Source organism: Mucilaginibacter sp. OK098 (genome assembly GCF_900142915.1).
GTDB lineage: Bacteria > Bacteroidota > Bacteroidia > Sphingobacteriales > Sphingobacteriaceae > Mucilaginibacter.
This window is the reverse complement of sequence record NZ_FRCM01000005.1, coordinates 576,316-602,011: the sequence shown is the minus strand read 5'-3', so window position 1 is coordinate 602,011 and position 25,696 is coordinate 576,316. Positions and strand designations below refer to the sequence as shown.

General features: G+C 35.8%; 21 protein-coding genes. 8 read left to right on the top strand and 13 right to left on the bottom strand.

Annotated features, from left to right (window positions below; translation table 11 throughout):
* Positions 1-81: 81 nt before the first annotated feature.
* Positions 82-915, bottom strand: a complete 834-nt coding sequence (locus BUE31_RS19325) for a 2OG-Fe(II) oxygenase (RefSeq protein WP_073405455.1) — start codon at positions 913-915, stop codon at positions 82-84.
* A gap of 133 nt (positions 916-1,048) precedes the next feature.
* Between BUE31_RS19325 and BUE31_RS19320 the strand changes: the two genes are divergently transcribed.
* From BUE31_RS19320 to BUE31_RS19300, 5 genes are all read left to right on the top strand, one after another.
* Positions 1,049-2,311 carry an oligosaccharide flippase family protein gene (locus tag BUE31_RS19320; protein ID WP_073405454.1) on the top strand — a complete coding sequence of 421 codons (1,263 nt, stop codon included), beginning with the start codon at positions 1,049-1,051 and terminating at the stop codon, positions 2,309-2,311.
* Positions 2,304-3,236 (top strand): glycosyltransferase family 2 protein, encoded by a 933-nt coding sequence (locus BUE31_RS19315; RefSeq protein ID WP_073405571.1) that lies wholly within the window; start codon positions 2,304-2,306, stop codon positions 3,234-3,236. The genes BUE31_RS19320 and BUE31_RS19315 overlap by 8 nt, the downstream gene beginning before the upstream one ends.
* A gap of 128 nt (positions 3,237-3,364) precedes the next feature.
* Positions 3,365-4,648 (top strand): O-antigen ligase family protein, encoded by a 1,284-nt coding sequence (locus BUE31_RS19310; RefSeq protein WP_234997866.1) that lies wholly within the window; start codon positions 3,365-3,367, stop codon positions 4,646-4,648.
* Entirely contained in the window at positions 4,638-5,336 is a 699-nt protein-coding gene (locus BUE31_RS19305) for an acyltransferase (protein WP_073405452.1), read from the top strand. Before BUE31_RS19310 ends, BUE31_RS19305 begins: the two co-directional genes overlap by 11 nt.
* A gap of 1 nt (position 5,337) precedes the next feature.
* Entirely contained in the window at positions 5,338-6,468 is a 1,131-nt protein-coding gene (locus BUE31_RS19300; protein ID WP_073405451.1) for a glycosyltransferase family 4 protein, read from the top strand.
* Here the strand turns inward: BUE31_RS19300 and BUE31_RS19295 are convergent.
* The gene (locus BUE31_RS19295) at positions 6,465-7,568 is read right to left on the bottom strand and encodes a glycosyltransferase (protein WP_073405450.1); all 1,104 of its coding nucleotides are present in this window, start codon (positions 7,566-7,568) and stop codon (positions 6,465-6,467) included. The genes BUE31_RS19300 and BUE31_RS19295 overlap by 4 nt on opposite strands.
* Positions 7,569-7,583: 15 nt before the next feature.
* Positions 7,584-8,528: an SDR family oxidoreductase gene (locus BUE31_RS19290; RefSeq protein ID WP_073405449.1), complete on the bottom strand. Its 945-nt coding sequence runs from the start codon at positions 8,526-8,528 to the stop codon at positions 7,584-7,586.
* 540 nt (positions 8,529-9,068) lie between these two features.
* Between BUE31_RS19290 and BUE31_RS19285 the strand changes: the two genes are divergently transcribed.
* The 3 genes from BUE31_RS19285 (at position 9,069) to BUE31_RS19275 (ending at position 13,926) form a co-directional block, all read left to right on the top strand.
* Positions 9,069-10,301, top strand: coding sequence for a glycosyltransferase family 4 protein (locus tag BUE31_RS19285; protein ID WP_073405448.1), 1,233 nt, complete (start codon positions 9,069-9,071; stop codon positions 10,299-10,301).
* 212 nt (positions 10,302-10,513) lie between these two features.
* Entirely contained in the window at positions 10,514-12,853 is a 2,340-nt protein-coding gene (locus BUE31_RS19280; RefSeq protein ID WP_073405447.1) for an SLBB domain-containing protein, read from the top strand.
* A 2-nt stretch (positions 12,854-12,855) separates the two neighbouring features.
* On the top strand, positions 12,856-13,926 hold the full coding sequence (locus BUE31_RS19275) for a hypothetical protein (protein WP_073405446.1): 1,071 nt from the start codon (positions 12,856-12,858) through the stop codon (positions 13,924-13,926).
* Here the strand turns inward: BUE31_RS19275 and BUE31_RS19270 are convergent.
* The 10 genes from BUE31_RS19270 to BUE31_RS19225 all read right to left on the bottom strand — a co-directional run bounded on the left by BUE31_RS19270 (position 13,916) and on the right by BUE31_RS19225 (position 25,695).
* A complete protein-coding gene (locus BUE31_RS19270; RefSeq protein WP_073405445.1) occupies positions 13,916-15,610 on the bottom strand; it encodes a capsule assembly Wzi family protein in 1,695 nt (564 codons plus the stop codon). The genes BUE31_RS19275 and BUE31_RS19270 overlap by 11 nt on opposite strands.
* A gap of 13 nt (positions 15,611-15,623) precedes the next feature.
* Positions 15,624-17,321, bottom strand: a complete 1,698-nt coding sequence (locus tag BUE31_RS19265) for a capsule assembly Wzi family protein (RefSeq protein ID WP_073405444.1) — start codon at positions 17,319-17,321, stop codon at positions 15,624-15,626.
* The gene (locus BUE31_RS19260; RefSeq protein ID WP_073405443.1) at positions 17,318-17,959 is read right to left on the bottom strand and encodes a hypothetical protein; all 642 of its coding nucleotides are present in this window, start codon (positions 17,957-17,959) and stop codon (positions 17,318-17,320) included. Before BUE31_RS19260 ends, BUE31_RS19265 begins: the two co-directional genes overlap by 4 nt.
* Positions 17,956-19,911 carry a polysaccharide biosynthesis protein gene (locus tag BUE31_RS19255; protein ID WP_073405442.1) on the bottom strand — a complete coding sequence of 652 codons (1,956 nt, stop codon included), beginning with the start codon at positions 19,909-19,911 and terminating at the stop codon, positions 17,956-17,958. The genes BUE31_RS19260 and BUE31_RS19255 overlap by 4 nt, the downstream gene beginning before the upstream one ends.
* A gap of 164 nt (positions 19,912-20,075) precedes the next feature.
* On the bottom strand, positions 20,076-21,047 hold the full coding sequence (locus BUE31_RS19250) for an MraY family glycosyltransferase (protein ID WP_073405441.1): 972 nt from the start codon (positions 21,045-21,047) through the stop codon (positions 20,076-20,078).
* Positions 21,048-21,266: 219 nt separating this feature from the next.
* Positions 21,267-22,166 carry an NAD-dependent epimerase/dehydratase family protein gene (locus BUE31_RS19245; protein ID WP_073405440.1) on the bottom strand — a complete coding sequence of 300 codons (900 nt, stop codon included), beginning with the start codon at positions 22,164-22,166 and terminating at the stop codon, positions 21,267-21,269.
* Positions 22,163-23,182, bottom strand: coding sequence for a WaaS/CpsH family glycosyltransferase (locus BUE31_RS19240; RefSeq protein ID WP_073405439.1), 1,020 nt, complete (start codon positions 23,180-23,182; stop codon positions 22,163-22,165). Before BUE31_RS19240 ends, BUE31_RS19245 begins: the two co-directional genes overlap by 4 nt.
* Positions 23,183-23,188: 6 nt before the next feature.
* Complete coding sequence (locus BUE31_RS19235; protein ID WP_234997864.1) at positions 23,189-24,340, bottom strand: SDR family NAD(P)-dependent oxidoreductase; 1,152 nt, start codon at positions 24,338-24,340, stop codon at positions 23,189-23,191.
* Complete coding sequence (locus tag BUE31_RS19230; protein ID WP_073405437.1) at positions 24,337-24,906, bottom strand: DapH/DapD/GlmU-related protein; 570 nt, start codon at positions 24,904-24,906, stop codon at positions 24,337-24,339. The genes BUE31_RS19235 and BUE31_RS19230 overlap by 4 nt, the downstream gene beginning before the upstream one ends.
* Positions 24,907-25,695, bottom strand: coding sequence for a glycosyltransferase family 2 protein (locus BUE31_RS19225; protein ID WP_073405436.1), 789 nt, complete (start codon positions 25,693-25,695; stop codon positions 24,907-24,909).
* Between the last annotated feature and the right edge of the window lies 1 nt (position 25,696).

The window sequence follows — 25,696 nt, the reverse complement described above, 5'->3', positions numbered from 1 at the left end:
TAGTTTAGTGAGACAAATATGTTCACTATATTTTAAAAAGCAATAATTAAAAATTGTTTTAAAATGTACAGTTTACACTAACTAATTTTTATTCCGCCCCATGAGCTGTTTTGCTGTTCTTATTAAAACAGGGGGTACAATATCAAGAATTATGTCTCTGAAAGTTACCGGCTCTTTAACCACATCATCCTTAATTTCTGCCCTGTTTACAAAAAGGGTGCCGTGGGTTCTGTCACTTATTTCGCTTTTGGGCCTGCCATTGGAATAATAGTAAAAAGCCAGCGATTTTCTACTGCGATCAGGAGGACAAGTTAGCACGTCGGGATGTCCATGGTAAGAGAAATCAGTAGTTGAAAAAATAGCTACCCTGTTAAATACAGGGAGTACTTTTTTATGAGCCTTTGTCATGCTTTTATCCCATAGTTCAAAATGCCCGCCATAACTTTCATCCCAATCCTTGTTCAAGTAAACCAATAAATTGATCCTGCGATCGAGTTTGGTAAAATCATGCTTATTAAAATCGGCATGTACCTTCAGTAAACCACCGGGCTTAATTTCATGATAGCCTCCGCCAACAAAATAAGGATCAGGCAATAAGGTTTCTTTTATCCCGGTAAGTTCCTGCAAAAACTCAAGCACAGGCTGAGAATTTAAATAATGCGTAAAAGCTTTAGTTATATCGCTAAAATATTTTTCGCCCTTTGCTTCAAATTTCTTCTCGTTATGGTTGTTATAGGCAATAACTTCTTTTTGCTTTGACAGGTCTGGAAAATCAGCCAAAACCTGGTTTAACACATCCTCATTAAAAAAATCTTCAAACACTATGCTGGGAAATGGGTCTGCATTCAAATACTCTTCCCGTTTGTCTTTACCAAGCTGTGTAAGGTCTTTTATATCCGGATTTAGATAATTCATAGCGTAAATTTAATAATTCACGAATATAATATTTATACAATGAGTAACTAAGTAAAAATATGATGCCTCAAATCCTCACCCGTGATATTGATTACAATTAAATTAAATTAAATTTGCCATCAATCTATAGCACTTGAAACAACGTACCAGGGATATTTATAATAAGTTAAAAGCAACTAATATTATAGCTAACTTTTTAAACTTAAGCAGCATCCAAATTTCAAATGTATTGTTGCTGTTGCTTTTAATACCAATAATTACCCGCATTATTGGCATTCAGCAATTTGGTATAATAATGTTTGCCAGCAAGTTTGCACAACTGGCTGGTTCAGTTATCAATTATGGTACAGGTCAATCAGGGGTACGAGATGTTGCCTTTAATATAAAAGACCGTAAAAAGCTGGGTATTGTATACTATAATAATTTGTTTATCAGGGTATTTATTTTCATCCTGTTTATAGCATTACTATTTGGCTTACACTGGTTTAATGTAGATTACTATCCTTATATTTTGTTATCGGTACCAATTGCTTTAGCCGAAGTGTTTAACCCCTTGTGCTTTTTTATAGGCGCCGAAAGATTAAAGATGTTCAATTTATTAAACCTGGTGTCAAACGTTGTATCTATCCTCGCCATCCTGTTTTTTATAAAAAGCGCTCACGATGCCAAATGGGTGAATTTTATTTTGGGCACAGCTAATACAGTTACCTATATAGGGTTATTAATTTATTTTGGTTTACAATTTAAATTAAGTTTTAACCTGCCTTCGAAACGTGAATTGTTAAAAATTGGGAAAGATAACTTTTACCTTACAGTAAACAATATTTCTGTTAACCTCCAGCAATCAATCATCATATTTGCTTTGCCCAGGTGGGGTTACTCCATTTTGTTAGGCCCTTATACGTTGTGCGATAAAATTATTGGTCAATGCAGAATTTTGCTCATCACTGTGTCAAATGCTATATACCCCAACGCAGCACGCCTGTATCAACAAAGTACAAGCTTGTGGAATGTGTATAGAAAAAAAACAAAATACCTGCTTGCCGGCGTTTTTTTTGTAAGCTCAATACTTATATTTATCCTGGCCGATTTTATTGTTTTTACTTTATCAAAGGAGCACAATGCTACCGCTGTTTTGTTTTTGAAAGTAATGGCATTTGTACCTATTATGTCGGCCTTGAATGTTTTAAATGTGCTAGACCAGCTTTTAAAGAATAATACAGTTTATATATTCAGAATTGCAATGCTCCTGTTCGTGTTATCCGTTTTTGTGGCATTTATATTAGTTACTGCGGGTAATTACCTGTTAATTGGATCTTTTACGCTGATAATTGAAACAAGCGCCGTGCTGATGTATGAGTACGCTATTAAAAAAAAACACCTGCAAAATGGTTAAGCCGGTTGCATTAATCCTGCTCAATTGGAATACGCCGGAACATACGGTTAATTGTATTTCGTCATTAAAGCAATATTGCGATGAAACTTTGTTTGATATAATTGTTGCAGACAATGGCTCAACAGATGATTCACTCGCCATACTAAAAGCCCGGTTTCCTGCACTGATCTTCATCGAAAACATGGAGAACCTTGGCTTTGCTGAAGGCAATAACCGGGGGTTGATTTATAGTATTGAAAAAGGCTATACCTATTCATTGGTGATGAATACGGATACTTTAGTTGATAATGCCCTTGTATCGGGCCTTTTGTTACATATGGATACTCACCCGGAAGCGGCAGCAGTACAACCGGCCATATACTGGATGCATGACAAAAGCAAGATCTGGAATGGAGAAGGGAAATTTAACAGGCTGCTGGGCAAAACTATATCTGATACCACAGTTCCTGATGAAGCTGCTTTAAACTCTTACAAAGTTGCAGAATGGGTAACGGGCTGTTGTATGTTAATCAGAAATCAGGCATTAACAAAATGTGGACTGTTTAATAAGCGCTTCTTTTTATATTATGAGGATGTTGAGCTTTCCTTCAGGCTGCGTGATGCCGGCTTTGAGGTTCATTATTTACCATCCGGTAAAATGTATCATGAAGCCGGTGTATCTGCCAAAGTATCAGCGCCTAAAAAAGAAGGGATCTTGAGCCCGGTTATTCATTACTATATCAGCAGGAATCACATCTGGTTTCTACGGAAATATGGAAATCCTGTATACTACCCGGTTAATCTAATTTATAACGGTTTTTACTATCTTGCTTTGTTGGCCTATTTTATACTGCGCCGCCGCAATGAAAAAGCTCAATTTTTAATTAAAGGTTTGAAAGAAGGAATTTTTACTTCAAAAAACCTAATTTGGCCTCAGAATAATTAATATTTTACCTGCTAAGGATGCTGTTCATTTTCCCACTTATTTATCTCACTTCTTTTTTTGTGGCATTGCGGGAAGTCATAAAAGGCAATAGGCAGGGTATTTTCGTTTTTTTAATTTTTGGCCTGTCAATGTATACTACAGCAATGTCAGTTGCTTTTTTACTTGGCCTTAAAGATTTCATCCCCGTTTTTCAATATTTTAAAGAGGTATTGATCATAAGCCTGCTTATTATCAATATAGTAACCCTAAAATATCTCCCCAGGCTGCATTTAATTGATTATGCTGTTCTTGCTTTTTTGCTGTACACCTTTATATATGCCATTTTACCAATTGGCGAAGAAAGCTTTTTTAACCGCTTGCTTGCCCTTAAAAGCACCTCGTTTTTTGTAGTGGTTTATTTTACAGGCCGCTTAATGGATATCCGCACCATTTATATTAGTAAATACTTTAATTACATTGTATTATTAACTATTGCCGCCGGTACCGTATTGCTGCTTGAGGTAATATTTAACCAGCATCTGCAAACCATAACTGGTTTTGCCGACTATGTTTATTATTTTTTCAACTTTGAACCAAGCGGTAACTTTGGCCTCAGCTGGACCTTTGAGTCGGAGGGCGGCTACCCGCGGTTTGCCAGCTTTTTCGCTAACCCGCTTGAACATGCCTCCGCTACATTGCTGGCCCTCGCTGTAATGATTGCCTTATTCACCCGCGACAATAACAAATTTAAGCCTACAGGCATAGGCTGGTTTGGCTTTGCAGCATCATTACTGTCAATTACTTTCGCTTTATCACGGGCTCCTTTTGTAAGCTATTTTATTATCATTTATGTATATGCGCTTATCACCAAAAAGAAATACATTACTCATACCGTACACATAGTTTTTGGACTTGCTGCGCTATATCTCATTTATTTATTTACTAAGTTTGGAGATAAGAACAGCGGCATTACCGAAGTTGTGATGAATACAATCGACTTTAGTAACCCCTCAAGCGTTGGCCACCTTTTGGAATGGGCCGAAGGGATCCTTTCCATGGTCGAAAAGCCTTTCGGGCTTGGTTTGGGTACATCGGGCAGGGTTGCAGGCAGCCTGGGTGAAAACGTAGGGGGCGAAAACCAATACATTATAATTGGTGTACAGGCTGGTATTATTGCTTTATTTTTATACCTGTCAGTTTATATTATGCTGATAAGAACAAGCTTAAAATGGCTTCCTAAATTGCGGGGGAAAGAAAGACAAGTGTGCATGGCCGTTTTGCTTTTGAAAATTGGATTTTTTATTCCATTATTAACATCCGAGGTGGAGTCATCGTCATATATATCCTATGTAAACTGGTTTTTATCCGGTTTGCTTATTAGTATTATCATGCAATTTAAAACAGCTCAAATACAGCCGGCCAATGATCATTGAGAAGCTAGTAAAAACATTAAAAAACGATCCCGATTATAAATGGGAAAGCCCCCACTCTACCCGTGATCTGGCCAGTATAAGCTGGGTTAGAGTAATGCAACTCATAAGGGGCCTATTTTTAAAGCCATTGTTAAAAAGATCATCGGGTTTATTATTTGTTGGCCGTAGGGTTAAAGTAAGGCACGCATACAAAATAATAGCGGGCAAAAACCTGATCCTTGAAGATAATGTAAGCATCAATGCGCTTTCCGAAAACGGCATAACAATAGGCGACCACGTTTCTATTGCGCGTGATTCCATCTTATTTTGCACAGGCGTTATTGCATACCGCGGAAAAGGGATTTCAATAGGCAACAGAACGGGCATCAGCGCGAGGGCTTATTTTGCCGGCCAAGGCGGTATAACAATAGGCGAAGATGTAATTATGGGGCCAAACGTTCAGATCTTTTCTGAAAATCATGAATTCTCTAATCTTAACTTAACTATAAAAGAACAAGGTGTTACCAAACAGCCTGTTATTATAGGTAACAACTGCTGGCTGGGTGGAGGCACTACCATATTAGCGGGCGTTATTATTGGCGATGGATGCGTAGTTGCAGCAGGTAGTGTTGTTACCAAATCATTCCCTCCAAATTCAGTAATTGCAGGGATTCCTGCAAAATTGGTTAAAAACAGGGAAGACCTATAAAATGCCAAAACCATTAACCATAGCTGTAGATGTACGCGATTTGCGGGTAGCTAAAACAGGAACCCGTACTTACCTGGAAGAACTATGCAAGGAATTTAAAAAAATGGAGAACAGGGAGCTCCGTTTTCATTTTTTAGATACCAGCTTTCCTGTTTATACAGGCAGTAATAAACTATTAAAGTACGTTGAACACGCAAGGTACCAGCTATGGAAACAGTTAATTTTACCACTGAAAGCTTTTTTTAAAAGTTGTGATATTGTTTTTTGTACCGATAATTGTGTACCCTTACTACATTTAGGCTATAAAACAGTCCCGGTTTTTCATGATGCGTTTTGTTTTGAATCGCCCGAAGCGTATGGCAAATTATGGTTGTGGCTTTATATGAAGACTGCGGTTCCGGCAGCAAAAAGATCACCATTTATTATTACACCTACTGCCTGGTCAAAAAAACAGATCAATCATTTTACGCAGATTCCTGATGATAAACTAGTGGTGATTTATGAAGGCCCCAAAGAACTAAAGCATACCGGGCAAGCCAACAATGCCGAACAGTTACTAAGCTCATTTTCATTAAACGCGGGTAATTATATTTTGCATGTAGGATCAATGTTTAAAAGGAAAAACATACCTGCTTTACTTCAAGCCTTTAGTAAGATAAAAATTTTGGGCTATTCACAATTAAAATTAGTACTGGCGGGGCCAACCCCGGCAAACCAGTTTGACAGTGATTTTAAAGTGATATTAGATGCTATTGAAGCCCATAAGCTTGCGGATGAAGTAGTACTGACAGGTTATTTATCAGACCAGCAACTAGGTGAGCTTTATCAAAATGCGTTAATGTATGTTTTCCCATCAGTAAATGAAGGATTTGGGATTCCTATATTGGAGGCATTTAAAAATGATGTGCCTGTATTAGTTGCCAATAATACCTGCCTGCCCGAAGTTGGCGGGAATGCAGTTTTACAATTCGATCCGTTCGATATGGATGATATTGCTAAAAAGATAAAGACCGTATTGGATGATGCTGATCTGCGGAAGGACATGATAAGCAAGGGACAAGAACGCTTAAAACTTTTTTCGTGGGAGAATACAGCTATTGAGCTGATCGGAGTCTTTAAAAAGGCTGTTTAGCTGTTTGCAAAAACCTTTACATGCTCGTCGGCTACCATTTCCCAATTAAAAACACTTAAAGCCCTAACCTGTGCTTTTTGAGCCAGGGCTAACATTTCAGGATAATTCTTTTCACAGAAATCGATTTCTTCCGTTAGCGATTCAATGTTGCCTTTTTTAAACATGCGTGCCGTATCTAAAACAGCGTATTGATTTTCTTCAATATCACTAACAATCATTGGCACATTTAAGCCCATTACCGTTAACACAACCGGCGACAAGCCTTCAACGTCAGAAGGCTGAATGTAACAATAAGCGTTTGACATAAGCGTGTTTACATCATTTCCATAAACATAGCCGGGAAACACTATGCTATCACTAGCCATATCAAGCAGTTGCTTTTCATAAGGAGAGGGATTGGGTGATCCACCAATCAGCACCAGTTTTTTATTGGAGATAGACTTTTTAAATGCTGGTATTAAATAATGCAGGCCTTTATCAGGGATAAATCGCCCTACAAATAAATAGTATTCTCCTTTTTTAAGATCATGTTCCAGCAAGATTTCAGTACTGCCGGTTCCAGCCTCAACTTCGCTTCCAAAAGGTATAAACTTAAACTGTTTATTAAATTTCTCTTCAAAAAGCTTTTTAGCTATTACATTATCAAATATTACCTCATTGGGTATATGGGCGGTAATAAATGCGGATATTTTTAAATATAGTTTACCGTACCATGGCCATTTGTCCCTTTTCCAATCCACTCCGTCCTGGCTTATAAATACCTTTTTACCAAACATCCGCAGCGGCAGTGCCCAAATGCTGTTGCCGCCATTTTGTATGTGTACAATATCGGCTGTGTTATTAAAAATAATATCCCGGGTACATTTAAAGGAATGTAATAGCGTATCAAACCCTTTTTTTGAGGTTGTTTTAAAGGTTTTTATCCGTACACCTTTATACTCGTTGATATCAACAAACACATCAGGATACCTCCTGTTGTAAGCAACAACACTATGCCCCCTCTTAACAAGCCGCGGAAATAGTTCAAGAGCAAATTTATCAGCACCGGCAGCGCCTTTTGAGGGGGGAACTGAGCGGAAGCCAAAAGCAGCAATACGCATTCTTATATGTAATATTTATAAAGTAATTATATCTTCTTTTACAGAATAGATATTCTTCTCTTTTAAATAATCTGTGTAGTAGTCTGTAATATATTCTTTTAACGCAATTTTCCAATCGCGCATAATATTCAAATTTCTTAATTCCAGCTTTTTGTTTATCAAACGTTCTGAAGGCGGTCTGGGTGCAAAATAAGTATCTTTAAAATAAGTTGATGAAACCTCATGAAAAGTAACTTCATTATCCAGGTCAAGTATTTTCACCAGTTCTTCAGCTACTTCGCGCCTGCTGGTTTCGCCATTACAAACCAGGTTATACAAACCCCAGTATTCCTTTTCAATAAGTAATTTTACATTTTTAGCAAAATCAACAGTAAAAGTTGGCGTTCCGTCTTTATCATTTACAATAAACAGGTCGCGTTTTCCGCTGGCTAATTGCTTAATTATCTTACTGATAAATTTTTTGTCTTTCTCAGGCCCGCCACCCATCATCCAGCCAGCACGGCAAATTATATATCTTTTTGCATTTTCGCGTACATACCGCTCGCCCATATATTTTGATCGTGCGTAATGCCCAAGTGGGTTTGGTTCATCCCAATCATCATAAAAATCCTTTGTTCCGTCAAATATACCTGCGGTACTAATATACAACATAGGTATATCTAAATTATTGGCAATGAAGACAGCATTTTCAACAGCGGTAGTGTTGGTTAGATAGGTATCGTCTAAATTAAGCTCGCAAAACTCAAGATCAGTATATGCGCCTAAATGAAACAGGTAATCGGGTTTAAAAGCTTCAACTTCTTTTTTATATTTTTCAAAATCACGAAAATCTAAAAAGCTAAGCCATTTTTCATTTACATCCTTGTCTGTGCACTTAACTTCGTAATCATTTTTAAATATGCGATAAAAAGCTTCCCCAAGCATTCCACCTGCACCAGCAATGTAAATCTTTTTCTTCATATAAATGTTAAAACCATAAGGGCGAATCTGGTAGTTGATTCAATAGTGACAGGATTTTATATAGATAGTAATCACTTGCCAAAATTAACTTTTTTTGCTTTACTAACCAGAATAATTTTTAAAACTCTTAATAATTTGATAATATAATTCAAATAGTTTGATTTTTAGTACAGGTATATAACGTTTTAACAACCACAACACCAATTCAAATATTGATTGTCAGGGCTGCAATTATTATAACTTCAGCTAAATACAATAATTAAAGTTTATAAATTACGTGAAAGATACATCATACCGCTACAACATGAGTGCATTTTAATTCAGAAAAATCAAAAAGAATTAAAGTTTCAAGACAAAACATCGGTTTATAGCTTGAAAAAACACAGTCGGGGCTTAATGTAAATTTATCCGTCAAATTATTAAATTTTTATTTTTATCACACTATTATGATTTAATACAGTCATCTTTGAATTTTGTTTTGCTTTTTTTAAAAAAATAATAATTATCAAATTTTATCCTGAAATTAAATATCTAGCTGAAATGAATATTCTTGTTGTAAACTGGTCATGGTATCCAAGTGGCGGAGATTGGACATACGTTGAAAACGTGGTAAATATTTATCAGCAAAAGGGACATCAGGTTATCCCTTTTTCTATGAAAGACGACAGAAATTTCCCTTCTTCTTATTCTGATTACTTTATAGAAAACATTGATTATAAAAAGGTTAATAAGCGGAGCCTGTCTGCAGGTGTAAAAGTGGTAATGAAAAGTATTTACTCATTTGAAGCACAGGAAAACCTGGAAAGGCTTTTAAATGATGTTAAAATAGATTTTGCCCATATTAATGTTATTCATCATTACATAACACCAACCATTTTAAAGATCTTAAAAAAGAAAAATATTCCCATAATCTGGACATTGCATGAATATACCCCTATTTGTCCCGATAGCATATTTGTTAGTCATGGTCAAATTTGTGAACGATGTTTTGGCGGGAAATTTTATAATTGTATTACGCATTCCTGTAAAAAAGGATCATACCTGGCAAGCACAGTGGCTGCTTTGGAAAACTATGTTCATAAATACCTTAACTATTACGCTTACGTAGATTACTTTGTGTGCCCTTCTGTTTTCCAATACGAAAAATACAAACAATTCAATTTTTTTAATGAAAAGCTGGTACAGGTGTATCATGGGTATGATTATGCGGTGGTTGAAAAAGCAAAACTGACTTCGGTTAAAAGTGATGAAAAATACATTGTTTTTGTGGGCAGGCTCGAAAAAATAAAAGGAGCACACACCCTATTAAAGGCAATGCAAGTCTGCCCGGAAATTTTGCTTAAAATAATAGGCGATGGTACACAGGAAGAAGATTTAAAAACGTTTAAAAACGCCCATCAATTAAATAATGTTACCTTTTTAGGAAAAAAAAGCAAACAGGAAACACTTGAAATTATTAATGGCGCTGAATTTTTAATCTGTCCGTCAGAATGTTATGAGGTGCTGGGATTTACTGTAGTTGAGGCTATGGCTTTAGGCAAACCTGTTATTGGCGCTGCTATTGGTGGGATTCCCGAAATGGTTATTGATAATTATACAGGATTATTATTTGAACCAGGTAATGCTGAGCAGTTAGCCGAAAAAGTAAAATGGTTATATGAAAACCCTGATTTTGTAACTAAAATGGGCAAAAACGCTAATGCACATATTAACATTCTTATTAATAACGAAACTCATTTTGAAAAGCTGCAAAAGCTCATCCCATCGTTATAAACTATTATAGATAAAATCTATGTTCTATAAATGTAAACAATCCCTGGAGCTAAACATTTTTATCAGTACTAAACAAACTAATTGAACAAGGTTTTGTTAAGCAAACGCATATATTATATTAAGGCTTTAACTTACTTGGCCACCCGCTATTTATAGCTTTAGACTGATATAATATTTTATATTTGCACCACTGGATTAACTTCAAATTTTACATGCGGATTAAATACTTATTATATATTTTATTTTTTGCTTTAGTTGCTTTTTCAAAACAGGCAAAGGCACAGGATGTTTCCCTTAGCAATATCCAAAATGTTAAAGTAGGCACATTAACTGACGATCAAATAACCCAGGCCTGGAAAAAGTTACAGGACTCAGGAATCCCCGAAGAGGATGCCTATAAGCTGTTAATTCAAAAAGGAATGCCCGCCGGTGAGGTAGCGGCATTTAAAGACAGGGTAACTTTACTTGGCCTAAATAAAAAGACCGGCATAAAAACCAACAAATCTTCAGAAAAGAAAAAAATAGATTACTCAAGGGATGCCAATGATACCGTATTATCACCCAAACCTGTTAAGCCCGAATCTGCTTCAGCAGCAAAGACGCTGAATGTATACGGCACCGATTTTTTTAACCAAACAGCTATAAAATTTGAACCTAATTTCTCAGTGGCTACCCCAAAGGGCTATGTATTAGGGCCTGGCGATGAAATAATTGTGTTGTTAACGGGGTTAAATGAAAGCAGCGTAAGGTCAAAAATCAGTCCGGAAGGTAATTTGCAAATCCCTTATGCAGGTATTGTTTATGTAAATGGATTTACTATTGAGCAGGCTACTAATTTAATTAAAAGCAAAATGACCAAAGTTTACCCTGCATTAAGTTCGGGACAAACGCAACTGGCCATTAACTTAGGTAACACCCGCAGCATTAAGATCACCATTGTTGGCGAAGTAAAAACTCCGGGATCATATACCCTTTCTTCGCTATCTACCTTGTTTAATGTACTCTATAATTCGGGTGGCCCAAATCAAAATGGATCATTAAGGAACATACAACTAATACGAAATAACAAGCTTTACAAAACGGTTGATTTTTATAGTTTCCTGCAACAAGGGTTGCTGGATGGAAATATCCGTCTGGAAGACCAGGATGTAATCAGGATCCCTGTTTACAAAAAGAGAGTAAGCATTGGCGGAGAAGTGAAAAACCCTGCTATTTATGAATTAGGGGAGAATGAAAACCTCGAAGATTTGATAAAGTACGCAGGCAGGTATACTGATATAGCTTACAAAGGTATTGCTAAGGTTGACCAGATCAATGCGCTTGAGCGTGAGGTGAAAGATGTGCCTGCAAATCTTTTTGCAAACTACATCCCCCATAATGGCGATATGGTCCAAATTGGGGCCATTACTGATCGGTATACCAACAGAATTACATTAGAAGGTGCTGTTTACCGTCCTGGCATATATGAGCTTACTGCCGGCTTTACATTAGCCCAGCTGTTAAAAAATGCGCAGGGTTTAAAGCCTGAAGCCTATATGGAGCGGGGATATATTAAAAGAACCCTACCTAACCTTGCCAAAGAACTTGTTTCATTTAAACCGGGCGATGTTGTTGGCGGGAAAAATGATATTCCATTATTGAGGGAAGACTCTGTAGTAATACTTAACCGTGATGTTTTTACTCCTGATCAAAAAATAACTATTGATGGTTTTGTCAGAAAGCCGTCTATTATAACCTATCGTAAAGGCCTAAAACTGGCTGATGTTATCGCAATGGCCGGTGGATTTGGCGAGGAAGCTGCTGACCATCATGTTGAGATCTCAAGGATCATTAAAAATGAATCTGATAGTGTGGCCAATAAACTAGTTAATACATTTATTGTGGATATGGATGATAGGACAGGTAGTAATGCAGATGTTGAATTGCAACCGATGGACTTTATTTATGTTCCGCGTTTGGTTAACTATCGTTCATTAGGCAATGTAAGTATTAAAGGCGAGATTGTGTTTCCGGGAGATTACGCGGTTCAAAAAAGGGATGAAACCGCTCTCGACTTTTTAAACCGTGCAGGCGGTGTTACCCCTTATGGCTCGCTTGAGAATGCACAAGTTTACAGAAAAGGGATTAGGGTTAATGTTGATCTAACAACCAAAGACCATAGTAAGAAAGAAAACAGCAATATGATATTGCTGCCCGGCGATAGCGTATATGTTCCGCGGGTTATTTCGTATGTTGAGGTATCCGGAGCGGTAAACAACCCGCAATATATAAGCTATAACGGAAGTAGCTTTAAATACTATATTAATGCAGCGGCCGGTACCACTGAAAATGCACGATTAAAAGGTGCATACATTAAATACCCTGATGGCCTGAATCAACCGGTAAGGCACTTTTTATTTTTTCGCAATTACCCTGCTGTAAAACCTGGAAGTAAAATTATAGTTCCTGAAAAATCACCCGACTCAAGAATCAAGATAGGTATTGGAGATATAAGTGGAATAGCCGCAGCGTTAACCGCAATAGTTAGTATAATTGCCATTTTACATAAATAATAATGAGCCAGGAAAATCCTCCATACCCATACGAACCGGAATTCTCTTTTAAAAAATTGCTTAATGACCGTGCAAGTGATGTGGCTTATATTTTTCAATTCAAAAAAGCACTGGCACTGGTTTTAATTATTGGTGCATTACTAGGTGCTTTAACTGCTTGGCTGTGGGCGCCTACATATACTGCCAGACTAACTTTTGTTGTAGATGATTCAAAATCGGCCGGAGGTGCGGGCGGGTTATCAGCATTGGCAGGTCAATTTGGATTTAACCTGGATGGATTAGGCGGGGCAAGTGGAGTATTGGCAGGTGATAATGTTGAAGAACTGATTAAAAGTCATAAATTGATCAAGGCAACTTTATTAACTGCATATGATGGTACACAAACACTTGCAGATCGCTATGCTACTGTAAATAAATTAGATAAAAAATGGCTAAAATATAGCCCCGATGGTAAAACAATCCGCTTCCCGTTAAATGGTGTAAAAAATAGCAGGTTACAGGATAGTTTGTTACATGAGATGACCACGTTAATTCTTTCCGGAGAGTTTGGAATATCAAAGACAGATAAAAAGCTTGGCTTTTTTGAAGTAGATGCCACCATGAAAGACGAACTATTGGCTCAGCTTTTTTGTACCAGGATGATCAAACAATCAACAGACTTTTTTATCAGCACAAAAACAAAAAGATTAAGAAACAACGTGGAACGTTTACAACAGCGTGCGGATAGCATTGGTGCAATTCTTAATCATAAAACATATGATCTATCAGCTGCAAATCAAAGCTTATTAGATGTTAACCCTGCTTATACAAAGGCAAATGCCAGTGTGGATATAAAAGAACGTGACAAAATTGTACTCAGCACTATATTTTCTGAAACGGTTAAAAACCTTGAATCAAGTAAAACTATGCTTGCACAGGAAACACCAACCGTACAGATAGTTGATGAACCAGAATTACCTTTAAAGAAAAACAGGCTTAAATACTCAATAGCTATATTAGGCGGCCTGGTTATTTCCGGAACACTATTCAGTTTTTATATATTATTAACCAGGAAAAAACAGGCTAAAATCTAAAGGTAACGCCCAACACCGCATGCAGGTTGTAAACATCATTATGCGGGATATAATATTGACCAGGCGTATAATCTTTTAATATCCATTCATAGTTAAATGATTTAACCTCTTCAAGCGTTGCGTTAAATATTAAATTCTTATAATTCCATTCACCTTGCAAGGCAAATGCAAAGTCAACCCATTTCCGGCTATTCCCGTTTATATCCGGAAAATACGTTTCCTGAAAGTCAACGTCGTGTTCATAACGCTCGAATCTAACGCCTAATTTTTTCAATCCTGATACCCAGCTAACTTCCATTGATTGTAGGTTGCCACCAGAACCGGTGCCCGCTCCAAGAACCTGTCCTTCATTAGTATGCCCTTCTGTTACTCCGCCATGTACATACCACCCGCCTGCACCCCTAACTATTCTGTCAGGAGTCTGTGAAAGCTGGGTAACTTCGGCGCTAAATAAAATATGCTGATCTGCACGACCAGTTAATGGAAGCATTTTACGCACGCCAAAAATATATGCGCGGGAATGATCGGGCGAGCCTATAAAATCCCTGGTGTTATATGAATTATCATTTAGCCCATATTCAAAATAAACTTCCGCCTGTGCTTTAGTAAATAACCACCTAGCATATAGTGAAGTGTACTGATCGCGGGGTATAGGGTCGCCATCATTAGTGTCTTGTTTTTGATAAGGGAAAAAGAAAGGCACATACTCACTAAAAGTTTTAACATCTTTATGATAGGCGTTAAATGTCCTGGTTAATCCTAGTGTAAATCCTTCAATCCACTTGGGATGATAATTAATATTAAATCCTGTAAAATAACGCCAATCATCTTTTTTTATCGGGAATAGATTTTTTCCATTTGATAAGGTGGTGTTAAGCTCAGGAAAACCGGAATAATCCAGGCGGCCGGCAATTATCTGGCCTTCAAATGATCCGATATAAGTATTTATGGGCCGCACAGTATTTATAGTTATATGCTTAAACCCCGGAGCATTATTACTTAATATTAATGAATTGCGGATGCCTGGCCCCCACCATATATTTTCATTCGATAGCCCTATCGATGCGGGTCCAAAAGTTAATCTTATGCTGCTTTGTCCCCAGAAAGCTTTGCTATACGGTCCATTACCGTATCTTTCAGGCTGATCTATATAGTTATGATAGGCGCGATAATCAATAAGGTCATTATCAGAACGTCCTCCGGTAGCAACCCCATTGAAAGATGGATTTGCAGCATAAACAAATTCTGGTCGCAATTGAATGCTTAAAGGCCCAAGCTTAACAAAGAAACCACCACTAAGCATTGTTTGATACCCTTTTGCAGGAATCATAGGCCCATCATTCCAACCATATGGGTGATCAGAATTAAATTGCTGCTGCCAGCTTACCGGCAATATTTGAAAGGCTCCTAAGCCTTTAGCAAAAGAAACAGGGCCCATTGATACCCAGTGATCATTTTTCAAAGTGCTATCAGGGTCAAATACATCATGCGTTTTTAATGCAGGTCCTGAAAAAAGAGGACGAACAGTAAAAGAGATATTTGAATCAACCTTTCCCAGCAATTGTTGCCTTCTGTAATAATCATCAAGTACAGGAGTGCCCACCGGAAGAGATTGCGCTTTTACTATGCTTTTAAAGCAAGTAAAAATCAATACCATACTTAATATAAAAAATATTTTTCTCATTTAGCTATAGTCGTTAAAACCTATACGTAATACCCGCCTGTATCTGTAAATTAAACGCATTAGCTCCATTTACAAAATATGGATCACCAGGATTTTGCTTTAGGTACCATTGATAATTTAAAGATTTTATACCCTGGATCTTAGCATTGAATATTAAATTTTTAAAATCCCACTCATAATTAGCAGCTATACTCAAATCTACCCAATGCCTTCTAAAATCGTAGCTATCATAGTACGCGTAATAGTAAAAATCGTTATTGTGAATATAGCGCTCAAATTGCAAGCCTATCTTTTTCAGTCCCTTTACCCAACTCACATCTACTGATTGTAAATTTGCTCCAGGACCAATGCCCGCACCTAAAACCTCACCCATATTTGTATATCCCTGTCTTATAGCCTTGCTTGTATACCACTCATCTCCTGCCTTAATTTTATCAATATTATTCTCCTGGAGTTGGGTTACCTCCACACTAATCATTATATTTTCATTACGGGCTGTATTAAATGGCATAAGCTTTCTTATTCCAAAAATGTATGCACGTGAATATTCTGGTGTTAATAATGCTTGTGTTAAGTCGCCCGAATAATTATTGTGTCCAAGTTCAAAATAAATCTCAGCGTGTTCCTGTGTCCATAGCCAGCGCATAAATAACGAGCTTCTTTGATCCTGCTTATTAATTGGATCGTCTGGGGCGCTTACCTTTTTTACCGGTGCAAAAAGTGGCAGGTAATCTCTTATCCCACTTAAATCTTTTCCATACGTTTGTGAACTCTGGTCAAATCCTAAAAACAAGCCTGGAATCCATTTTGGCTGCCATGTAAAAACTATCCCGGCCAAATACCTCCAATCATTAGGTTTGGGTACATAAAGATCAGTACCGAAATAGCTATGATCAGGCGTAAGCGGGGCAAATCCTGAATTGCTCAGTTTGCCACCAATCAATTGCCATTCGAACGAGCCTATGGGTGTTTGTACAGGGCGTAAAGTATTAAAGGTAAAGTGCAGAAAGCCTGGAGCAGTGTTACTCATTAATAATGAGTTTCTTATACCCGGACCCCACCATAAATTCTCGGTTGATAACCCAAATGAAAGGGATTTATAATTTAAACGGATACTGCTTTGTCCACCATATAATTTATTATATGCACCTTTTCCAAACTGTACAGGTAAATCAATATTATTATAGATGTCGTAATAGCGGGCAAAAATTACATCATAGCTATTTTTATTAAGATTTTCAAAATCGGAATTTTGGGCTAAAAGTAATTCAGGCTTTAACTGAATGGTCAAAAGTCCGTATTGCGCAAAAATCCCCCCGCTTAGTACCGTTTGTAAACCTTTGGCAGGTATCATAGCGCCATCATTCCATCCATAGGGGTGGTCTGAGTTAAATTGCGTTTGAAGGCTTAAAGGTAAATAGCTTATTTTAAGATCGCTTTTGCCCTTGTTCTTCCACAAGCGATTTGCACCCAATGTATTGTACTTTGGCATAGTACTATCCGGGTAAAATACATCTGCCTTCTTATTAATATAATTGGGAAAAATCGGACGGACAGTAAAAGAAACACTTGAATCAGCAATGCCAAGCAACTGTGCCCGCCTGTAATAATCTTCCAATGCCGTTGTGCCTACGGGTAAGGTTTGGGCGTGTAAACCAAATTGTACAAGCGTAACTAATGCACAAATAAAGGAAAGCTTCAGGATCTTCATAAAGTAATAGCTTTAACATTGATATTATCCACAGACCAGCTCTCATCGCACTTTGGATCTATAGCATTAGTCTGAACTAATTTGTCCACGCACTGCAACACTAATTTTGAATCCGAATTTCTGAAAGTTTTCGATATTTTATACAATGATGTCCCATTAGGGTCGTTTTTCCAGCTGCACACACCCGGTAAATCAGTTCGGTACGCACCACTCCGGGGATTATTATAATCATTGGGGTAGTCAGCAGGATACGACTGGGGAGAGCAAAAGTCTGGTGCTGTACATGACGCATTTGAGAATGTTGTATATATAAAAGGATCGCCGTTTACAAACATCTCCCAGATGTCAGGCCCATCAGGCGCTTTCTTATTACCATCCCAGCTATCATGAATATACAGATCAAAAGTTATAGTAATAAGATCATGTTTAGGCAAATTATTAAGCGTCAATATAAAATTGCCATTGTTATACTGACCTAGTACTGCAGAGTTGTTATAAGTACTTATTATTCCATTAGTAATATTTGACAGGTCATTTGTCTCAAAATCATTATGATAAACCACCACCTCATTACTAACATTTTTATTGCATGCGGTGATAAAAAAAAGAGCGATGAGTAAAAGGAATTTTTTAATCATAAAATAGCTTTAGGTATAAGGTCTAACTCCTCGAAAACCGAATTCTTACTTTTAAATTCGTGTACAATTTGTTTCATTGACATTACAACCTGCTGATCGTCATTGTTTTTTGCGTGATGAATCAGGTCATATATCTGTCTTTCAATTTCATTAAAAAGGTATTCGCGCACCTTGCCTATCATAATTTTTTCATGATGAGTAGGCATAGTGTTTTCATTATCATTCAGCAGTTCTTCAAATAGCTTTTCCCCCGGCCGTAATCCTGTATATTCAATTTTTATATCATGATTAGGCACTAAACCCGCTAAACGGATCATTGTTTTGGCCAGCTCAATAATTTTTACAGATTTACCCATATCAAAAATATAGATCTCACCTCCTTCACCCATACAGCCGGCCTCCAAAACCAATCTGCAGGCTTCAGGGATGGTCATAAAATATCTGGTTATTTCCGGATGAGTAACTGTAACGGGGCCCCCCTTTTCTATTTGTTGTTTAAATCTTGGGATAACTGAGCCATTTGATCCCAGTACATTACCAAAACGTGTTGTAATAAACCTGGTATTTGCCCTTGTACTATTTAAATGACTTAAACCGTTACTAAAGGCAAAATCTTTATTGCTTAACGACTTATTTAAAGATTGCACATAAATTTCGGCAATTCTTTTTGAGGCCCCCATTACATTTGTTGGGTTTACAGCCTTATCTGTAGATATCATTACAAATTTTCGCACACCAAATTTCACAGCAAGGTCTGCAATGGTTTTGGTACCTAAAACGTTGGTTTTTACTGCTTCAGCTGCATTATCTTCCATCATTGGAACGTGCTTATAAGCTGCAGCATGATACACGTAGTGGGGTTTATAAGTTTCAAACAGATGCTGCATTCTTTTTTCATCCCTAACATCACCAATAAACGCATGAAAGTTTGAATCAGTATGTGTTTCCTCAATTTCCAGGTACAAATGATGAAGAGCAGTTTCAGACTGATCGCACATAATGATCAATCCTGTATCTAATTTCAATAACTGCCTGACGATTTCACTGCCTATTGAGCCGGCAGCTCCCGTTATTAGTATCCTTTTTCCTTTTAACTCCTTTTGAATGCCTGCAATATCAATCTCAATAGATTTCCTATTTAAAAGATCTTCGATATTAATTTTCTGAATCTGGATAGGCTGTAATTTTCCACTTGGCCAAACATCATGTGGAGGAATACTCAGTACCTTAATGTCGTTTTCAAGGCAAATATCTACAATGTTGTTTTTAACCTCAGGAAGTATAGTATAAGAGGCAAAAATGATCTCATCCAGTTCATGTTCCTCTATCAGTGTTAACAAATCTTTAGCATCTAATATCTTAATCCCATCAATTGTTTTTCCAACTTTTCTTTGGTCATCGTCAACAAATGCAACAATGTTTTTATTGACTTTATAATCGTGATCAAAAGTTCTTTTTGTAGCTACGCCCGCCTCACCTGCACCATAAATAATAATTCTTTTCTTGTCTAATTTTAAATTCTTAATATAAACAAAAATATATTTTATCAACACTCTGTAAATAACCATCAATAAAAAGCAGGTTAAGCTATTAACAACCAGGATGGTGTTAGATATAAAAACAGGCTTGGAAAATGCTACAGAAACAATGTTCATTAAAAAAAAAGCACCATTGCTTATTATCACCGCCATTAAAATTCTAAAAGAATCTTGTGCGCTGGTGTACCTTATTATACCGGCATAAGTTTTTACTGTAAAAAAAACTATTGTGCTTATTACCAGCTCTATTAAAGTATTTCTACTAAATTCAACATAATTTATGAGAGTGATATTGAAATTGTATTTTATTGAATAGGCTATTCCTAAAGATAAAAAGCTGATTAATAAATCAAGTATGAAAATAATCCAGCGGGGTACTATATTTATTTGCCTGAACAGGGTAGAAGAATTCATGGTAAAAATATAAAACTACAAATTACTTAAAATAAAGTCATTAATAGGTTAGTCCAACTTATCAAATGAGCCACTATATCAATACAATTGATTAAATAGGCCAGATTTAGATTGTGACAAAAGTAATCAACTTATACAGTATTCGTATATTAATTGAAATAAAACTACTCTTCAATATTCAAAAGCCTGCGTTTTCCCTCAAGTTTTAAGCGAATTAAAACAAATATTAAAGTTGCTGTAACCATTGCCAAAGCAAAGCTTACCGGAGATTTTGATAAAAAGCATATCAATATAACATTTATTACTCCCTGCACAACCATATACAATGCAGCAACCATTAAATGTGAAGCCTTTTTTTCATTCACCAAAAATTGATACAAATGAGTTCTGTGCGCCTCGGTGACATTTTCTTTTCTTAAAATCCTGAATATAATTGTTGTGGATGAATCCAAGCCATAAATTAACAGCAACAACAGATAATTGAGATCATTTGTTTTAATAATTAATTGTAAAAGAAAAAAAAGCATAATAAAAGCAATACTCACACTACCCACATCACCGGCAAAACACTTAGCTTTAATTCTGAAATTGAAAAAATTAAAAACCAATACTGAAATAACACTTATTACAAGAAGCTTTTCATCTGTAAATAAAATTACACTACTATTAATATAACACAAGGTAAGTAGTGTTACCAGGCTGTAACCACCAGTAATGCCGTTAATTCCATCCATAAAATTAACAGCGTTTATGGTTCCGATAAATAAAACAAATCCCCCAATTATCCAATAAAATGGCAGATCGTAAACGTGCAACTGCTGGAATAACAAAGCAACTGCCATTAAATGGAAAACTATCCTAACTCTTTTTTTTATATGCCTAACATCGTCAATAAAACTGATTAAGGTGATTAAGCAGAGTCCTGCAAGAAAAAACTTGTACTCCCAGCCAAAGTATAGGGGGCCCAATAACAATGCAATACTAAAAATTATACCTCCGCCCCTTATTGTTACATCAGTATGAGAACTACGGTGATTTGGGTGATCAATGATATTGTATTTGTCGGCTATTTGGAAATAAACTATCTCAATACCGAATAATATCAGAAAAAAAAGTAGAAGCAGAAGTATGTTCATGCAAGAGTTAAAAAATCAGAGCTGCAAAATTAAGTTTAATAAATCAATTAGCAGCAAATAATATCGTATAACGAATAAGGATTGATATTATGATTTTGCTTAACTATTAGTAATAAGAAAATCAGTAATTAATAAGAGAACAAGTAGAACAAACTAGTTTTCAACATTTTTAACGGTTTTTTGATTGGTAAGAATATTGATGCTAACTTATTGTGAAGATCAATCTTTATTAAATGAGTTGGCGGTAGTTATTAATCCACTAACAGCGGAGATTGGAAATTCTTTATTAAGGGTTCGCTTAATTTTTTGATTGCTTACCACATAGTTTTCTGTAAGTTTATTCAAACGTTCAGTTGTTAAAGGCAGATGAAACCTATCACCGGCTTGGGCAAAAAACCTTATAAATGATGGGGGTATTTTCCATAGCCTGGGTTTTACATTTAATGAAGAGGCCAGAATAGATACAACCTCATTTGTTGACAAGGCCTCATCATCGGATACGTGATAAATTCCTCCTGGAATATCCTCACGTTCTACGATTTCTTTTATAATGAAGCATAAATTTTCAACACTTAGAAATGAGCGCTTATTATTAAATCCCGCCAGGGGATATGGTATACCTTTTTTTACTAATTTGAATAATAGGTTCAAATTACCTTTGTTTCCTGGGCCGTGAATCATGCAGGGCCTAAGTATATAATACTCTTTACCAGCAGGCAAAGGTTGGTTTTGAATATATTGTTCGGCTATTAATTTTGATTTGCCATAATGGGTTTGAGGGTTAGGTTCAACATCTTCAGTTAAAATTTCATGTACCTCATCAGCAACTGCTTTTACAGAGCTTATAAAAATAAAATTTTTAGCATTCGATTTTAGAAAAGCATCATAAAGTTTCTTCGTAAGTTCATAGTTTACCTGGTAATACTCATCCGGATTAGAGGTTTTTTTCAAATCATGAGCTTTACCTGCAAGGTGGAGGATAGTACTGATGTTTTGATCAATAGTTATATTTTGGAGGTCATTTCGGCTAAACAAACATACATTAATGTGCAATTCATTCATGTAATTAACTAAATTCTTTCCTACAAATCCTGAAAATCCCGTAATAGCTAAACTCATTTATTGTTTATTGATAAGATTTCATCAACCCATGTTGAAATTGAATATTTATTATATATAGATTCACTTAATTCCTTGTAAGGCTTTGCTAAAAAGGAATCATCAAAAATTGGATTTTCCCTATTAATCAAAAAAATATTGTCAGGATGATAAAAATCATAGCTTAAAATATCACTATTTGTGGTAATAAGCTTTCTTTTTGCACCAAGAACTTCTAATGTTCTAATCGTTAAGCCGGTTTGCTTCGGATGATTGATATCTATTATACAAGCAGAATCTTTTATTACCAATAATACCTGGTGCTTTAACAAACCTTTAAAAGAAATATCCTTTATTTTTATATTTCTGAACATTGGGTCATTCATATAATAATATACAATTAAAACAGGGTGTTGTAAATAAAAAAAAAGAAAGGTATTTAATTTCTTAGCAGATGTGCCGATTAATTTTTTTATAACAGAATATCTATCTGAATGCGCGGTACCAATAAATGAAAGATCGTATTTCGCACCATTAAAATCAGGTTTTGACTCCCCCAATTTTCTATAATCTTCTGTGTAAAATAATGGTCTGAATTTTAAGCCATATTTCTCTGAATTGCTTTTATCAAATGTAAAAGCTTTATCGTATAGATTTAGAGTTTCGATTATGTAGGGTCTATTATCAATACTATCCCACATATAAAGAATAAAAATTGTATCCTTCAGCTCTGCTTTATAATATTTAATTATATCCCTTGAAAAACCTTCGGGTATAATCGCTATTAAATAATCAATTTTTTTATTTTTAACTTTCTCTAAATTCGTTTTAAAATAATTAAACACTCTTGTTTGCGATAAATGTGTCTTAATTTTAAGACGAAATAACGCTTTGTTTATCGTAGTGTTTTTTATCCTGTCATCTATAAAATATACATCCGCTCCTCTCTTTTCTAATTCATTCTGAATTTCCTTTTCATAATTGAAGTATTTTGGAGCAATAAGCAAAATAGTTTTGTTTATGATGTCTAAAGTCATTTTTTATTATTTATATAAGCCCCTGGACTTCATTTCTTCAATTGACCTGGCGTAATTATCGTTTTCAACGTCTTGTGTATTTACCCACTCTGTGAATTTTTTTATTCCTTGTTCAAAACTGATTTCAGGTTCAAATTCTAATATTTTTCTAATTTTAGTTAAGTCAGCAAAATTGTGCCTAATGTCGCCTAGCCTATAATTACCAGTAATGTTAATAGGTACATTTTTTTTATAATTTTTTACAAGTTCTTCAGCCACAGCAAGTACACTAGTCGAGACACCGGATCCCACGTTAAAAAGGTCATTGTTTGCCTCAATCTTTTCTATGCCCAGGATAGTTGCACTAACTACATCGTCAATATATACGAAATCCCTTGTTTCTTTTCCGTCTTCAAAAACATTAATCGGGTTTCCATTTTTAATTTGAGTAGAAAATATTGATAATATTCCTGTATATGGATTCTTTAAGGACTGTCCGGGTCCATATACGTTCTGATAACGAAACGCTACAGGAGCTATTCCTAAAGTAGGGCAAACCGTCATAATCATCTGTTCCTGATTCTGTTTAGTAATGCCATATACAGAAGAAGGGTGTATCTTTGATTCTTCATCCGTTGCAATTAGTTCAAGTGCCTGTTTACAACCGGGGTATTTAACTTCATAATCACCGGCATCCATATAAAAAGCAGTGCGATGCTTGGGGTAAACAATACCATTTTCAACACTTTTGTATTTACCCTCTCCATAGATAGAACGAGATGAAGCAACTACAACCTTTTTAATACTGTGCTGATGATTAGCTAAAATATCCAGCATTATTGCTGTACCGTTAATGTTAACATCTACATATTTTTGTATTTCATACATAGATTGGCCTGTACCAGTTTCGGCTGCAAAATGCACAATCACATCCTGACCATGAATTGCTTTTTCCCAATCATTCTTTGAAGTAACAGTTCCTTCAATAAAAATAACTTTATCTTTTATTGACTGAAATAAAGGGGATGTAAGTATAGGATTGTCCCCATGTATTTGTTGAGATAAACTATCTAAAACAGTAACTTTATAACCTCTTTTAAGGAGCTTTAGAGCTAAATTACTTCCTATGAAACCCGCACCACCAGTTATTAAAATGTTCTTTAGTTTTCTATGCATCATTTAAATGTTCCATCCGGATTAGTTTTAACCCATGTTTTTGTAACAACATCATACCTTTTTACCACTTTTGCAGGAATACCTACAATAACTGAATATTCAGGAAATTTACCCCTCACAACTGAAGACGCCCCCACAATGCATTGTTCACCTAAAATTGTCCCCGCTTGAATGGCTGCGCCATAACCAATAAAACAGTTACTTCCAATTCTTGTTTCCCTAATAATTAATTTTTGATCAAGTATAGGTTTTCCTATTTCCTGATAATCATGATCTATATTTGTAATAAAAACATTTCCAGAAATTGTAGTGTTACTCCCAATGATAAGATTATCAGCTGAGGTTATATGAAAATTCTGCCCAATTGAAATGTTTTTTTCGAAAGTGATTGTTCCATTATTATGCGTTTCAATCCGTAGGCCAGGAAGTATCCTTACTCTTTTACCAATAATTACTCTATTTAACCCTTTAGTAAAAATAGGCACTCCAATATGAGATGGGAACGAAAACTTTTTGAAAAAAGGCGCATAAATAAGAGCCATTATACCCCAATAAAGTTTATATATCATTTATCGAAAATTAGTAATCAATACCCTTCTAATATATTTTATCCAATAAAACACCCTTAAAGAAAGATATTCGAATAAATTAAGTTTTTTTAGTTTGAAGTTTTTGTAAAGTACTTTGAGATTCCCCTGTTCCATTTCTTTTAATTTGGAAGTCATCCCACTAAAACCAAAATTGGGCTTGCCCCCCCCTGTAACTACTAAACTTTCAGGCATAAAAAACATTTGCTTTTTTTCACAAATCCTTAGCCAATAATCCCCATCTTCTCCGTATCTGAGGCTTTCATCGTACAGTCCTATATCCTCAAGAATATTACTTTTAAAAACAGCTGTTGAAGTTTGTGGATAAGTTTTAATAAAAAGATCCTTAAAATCAATCTTTCCAAATTTATCCTTTGGGCTAAACAAAACTTTTATTTTTTCATTGTTTCTATTACAACCTAAAAAATCAATTTCCGGGTTATTATTTAATATCTTCATTTGCAATTCCATCTTAGTAGGATGCCAATAATCATCAGCATCTAAAAGCGCAATCCAATTCCCTTTTGCAATTCTTAGTCCGGCATTCCTGGCTTTTTGGGCGCCTCCATTTAATTGGTTAATAATAGTGACATTCTTAATGTTATACTTTTCAATGTAATCATTAAGCGCTTGCAGCGAATTATCTGTTGAGCCGTCATTAACTACAATTATTTCAATTTCAGCGATGTAAGTTTGCTTAGCAACTGAATCAACAGCTTCTACAATGCTTTTTTCAGAATTATAAAGGGGAATTATAACAGATATATCCATA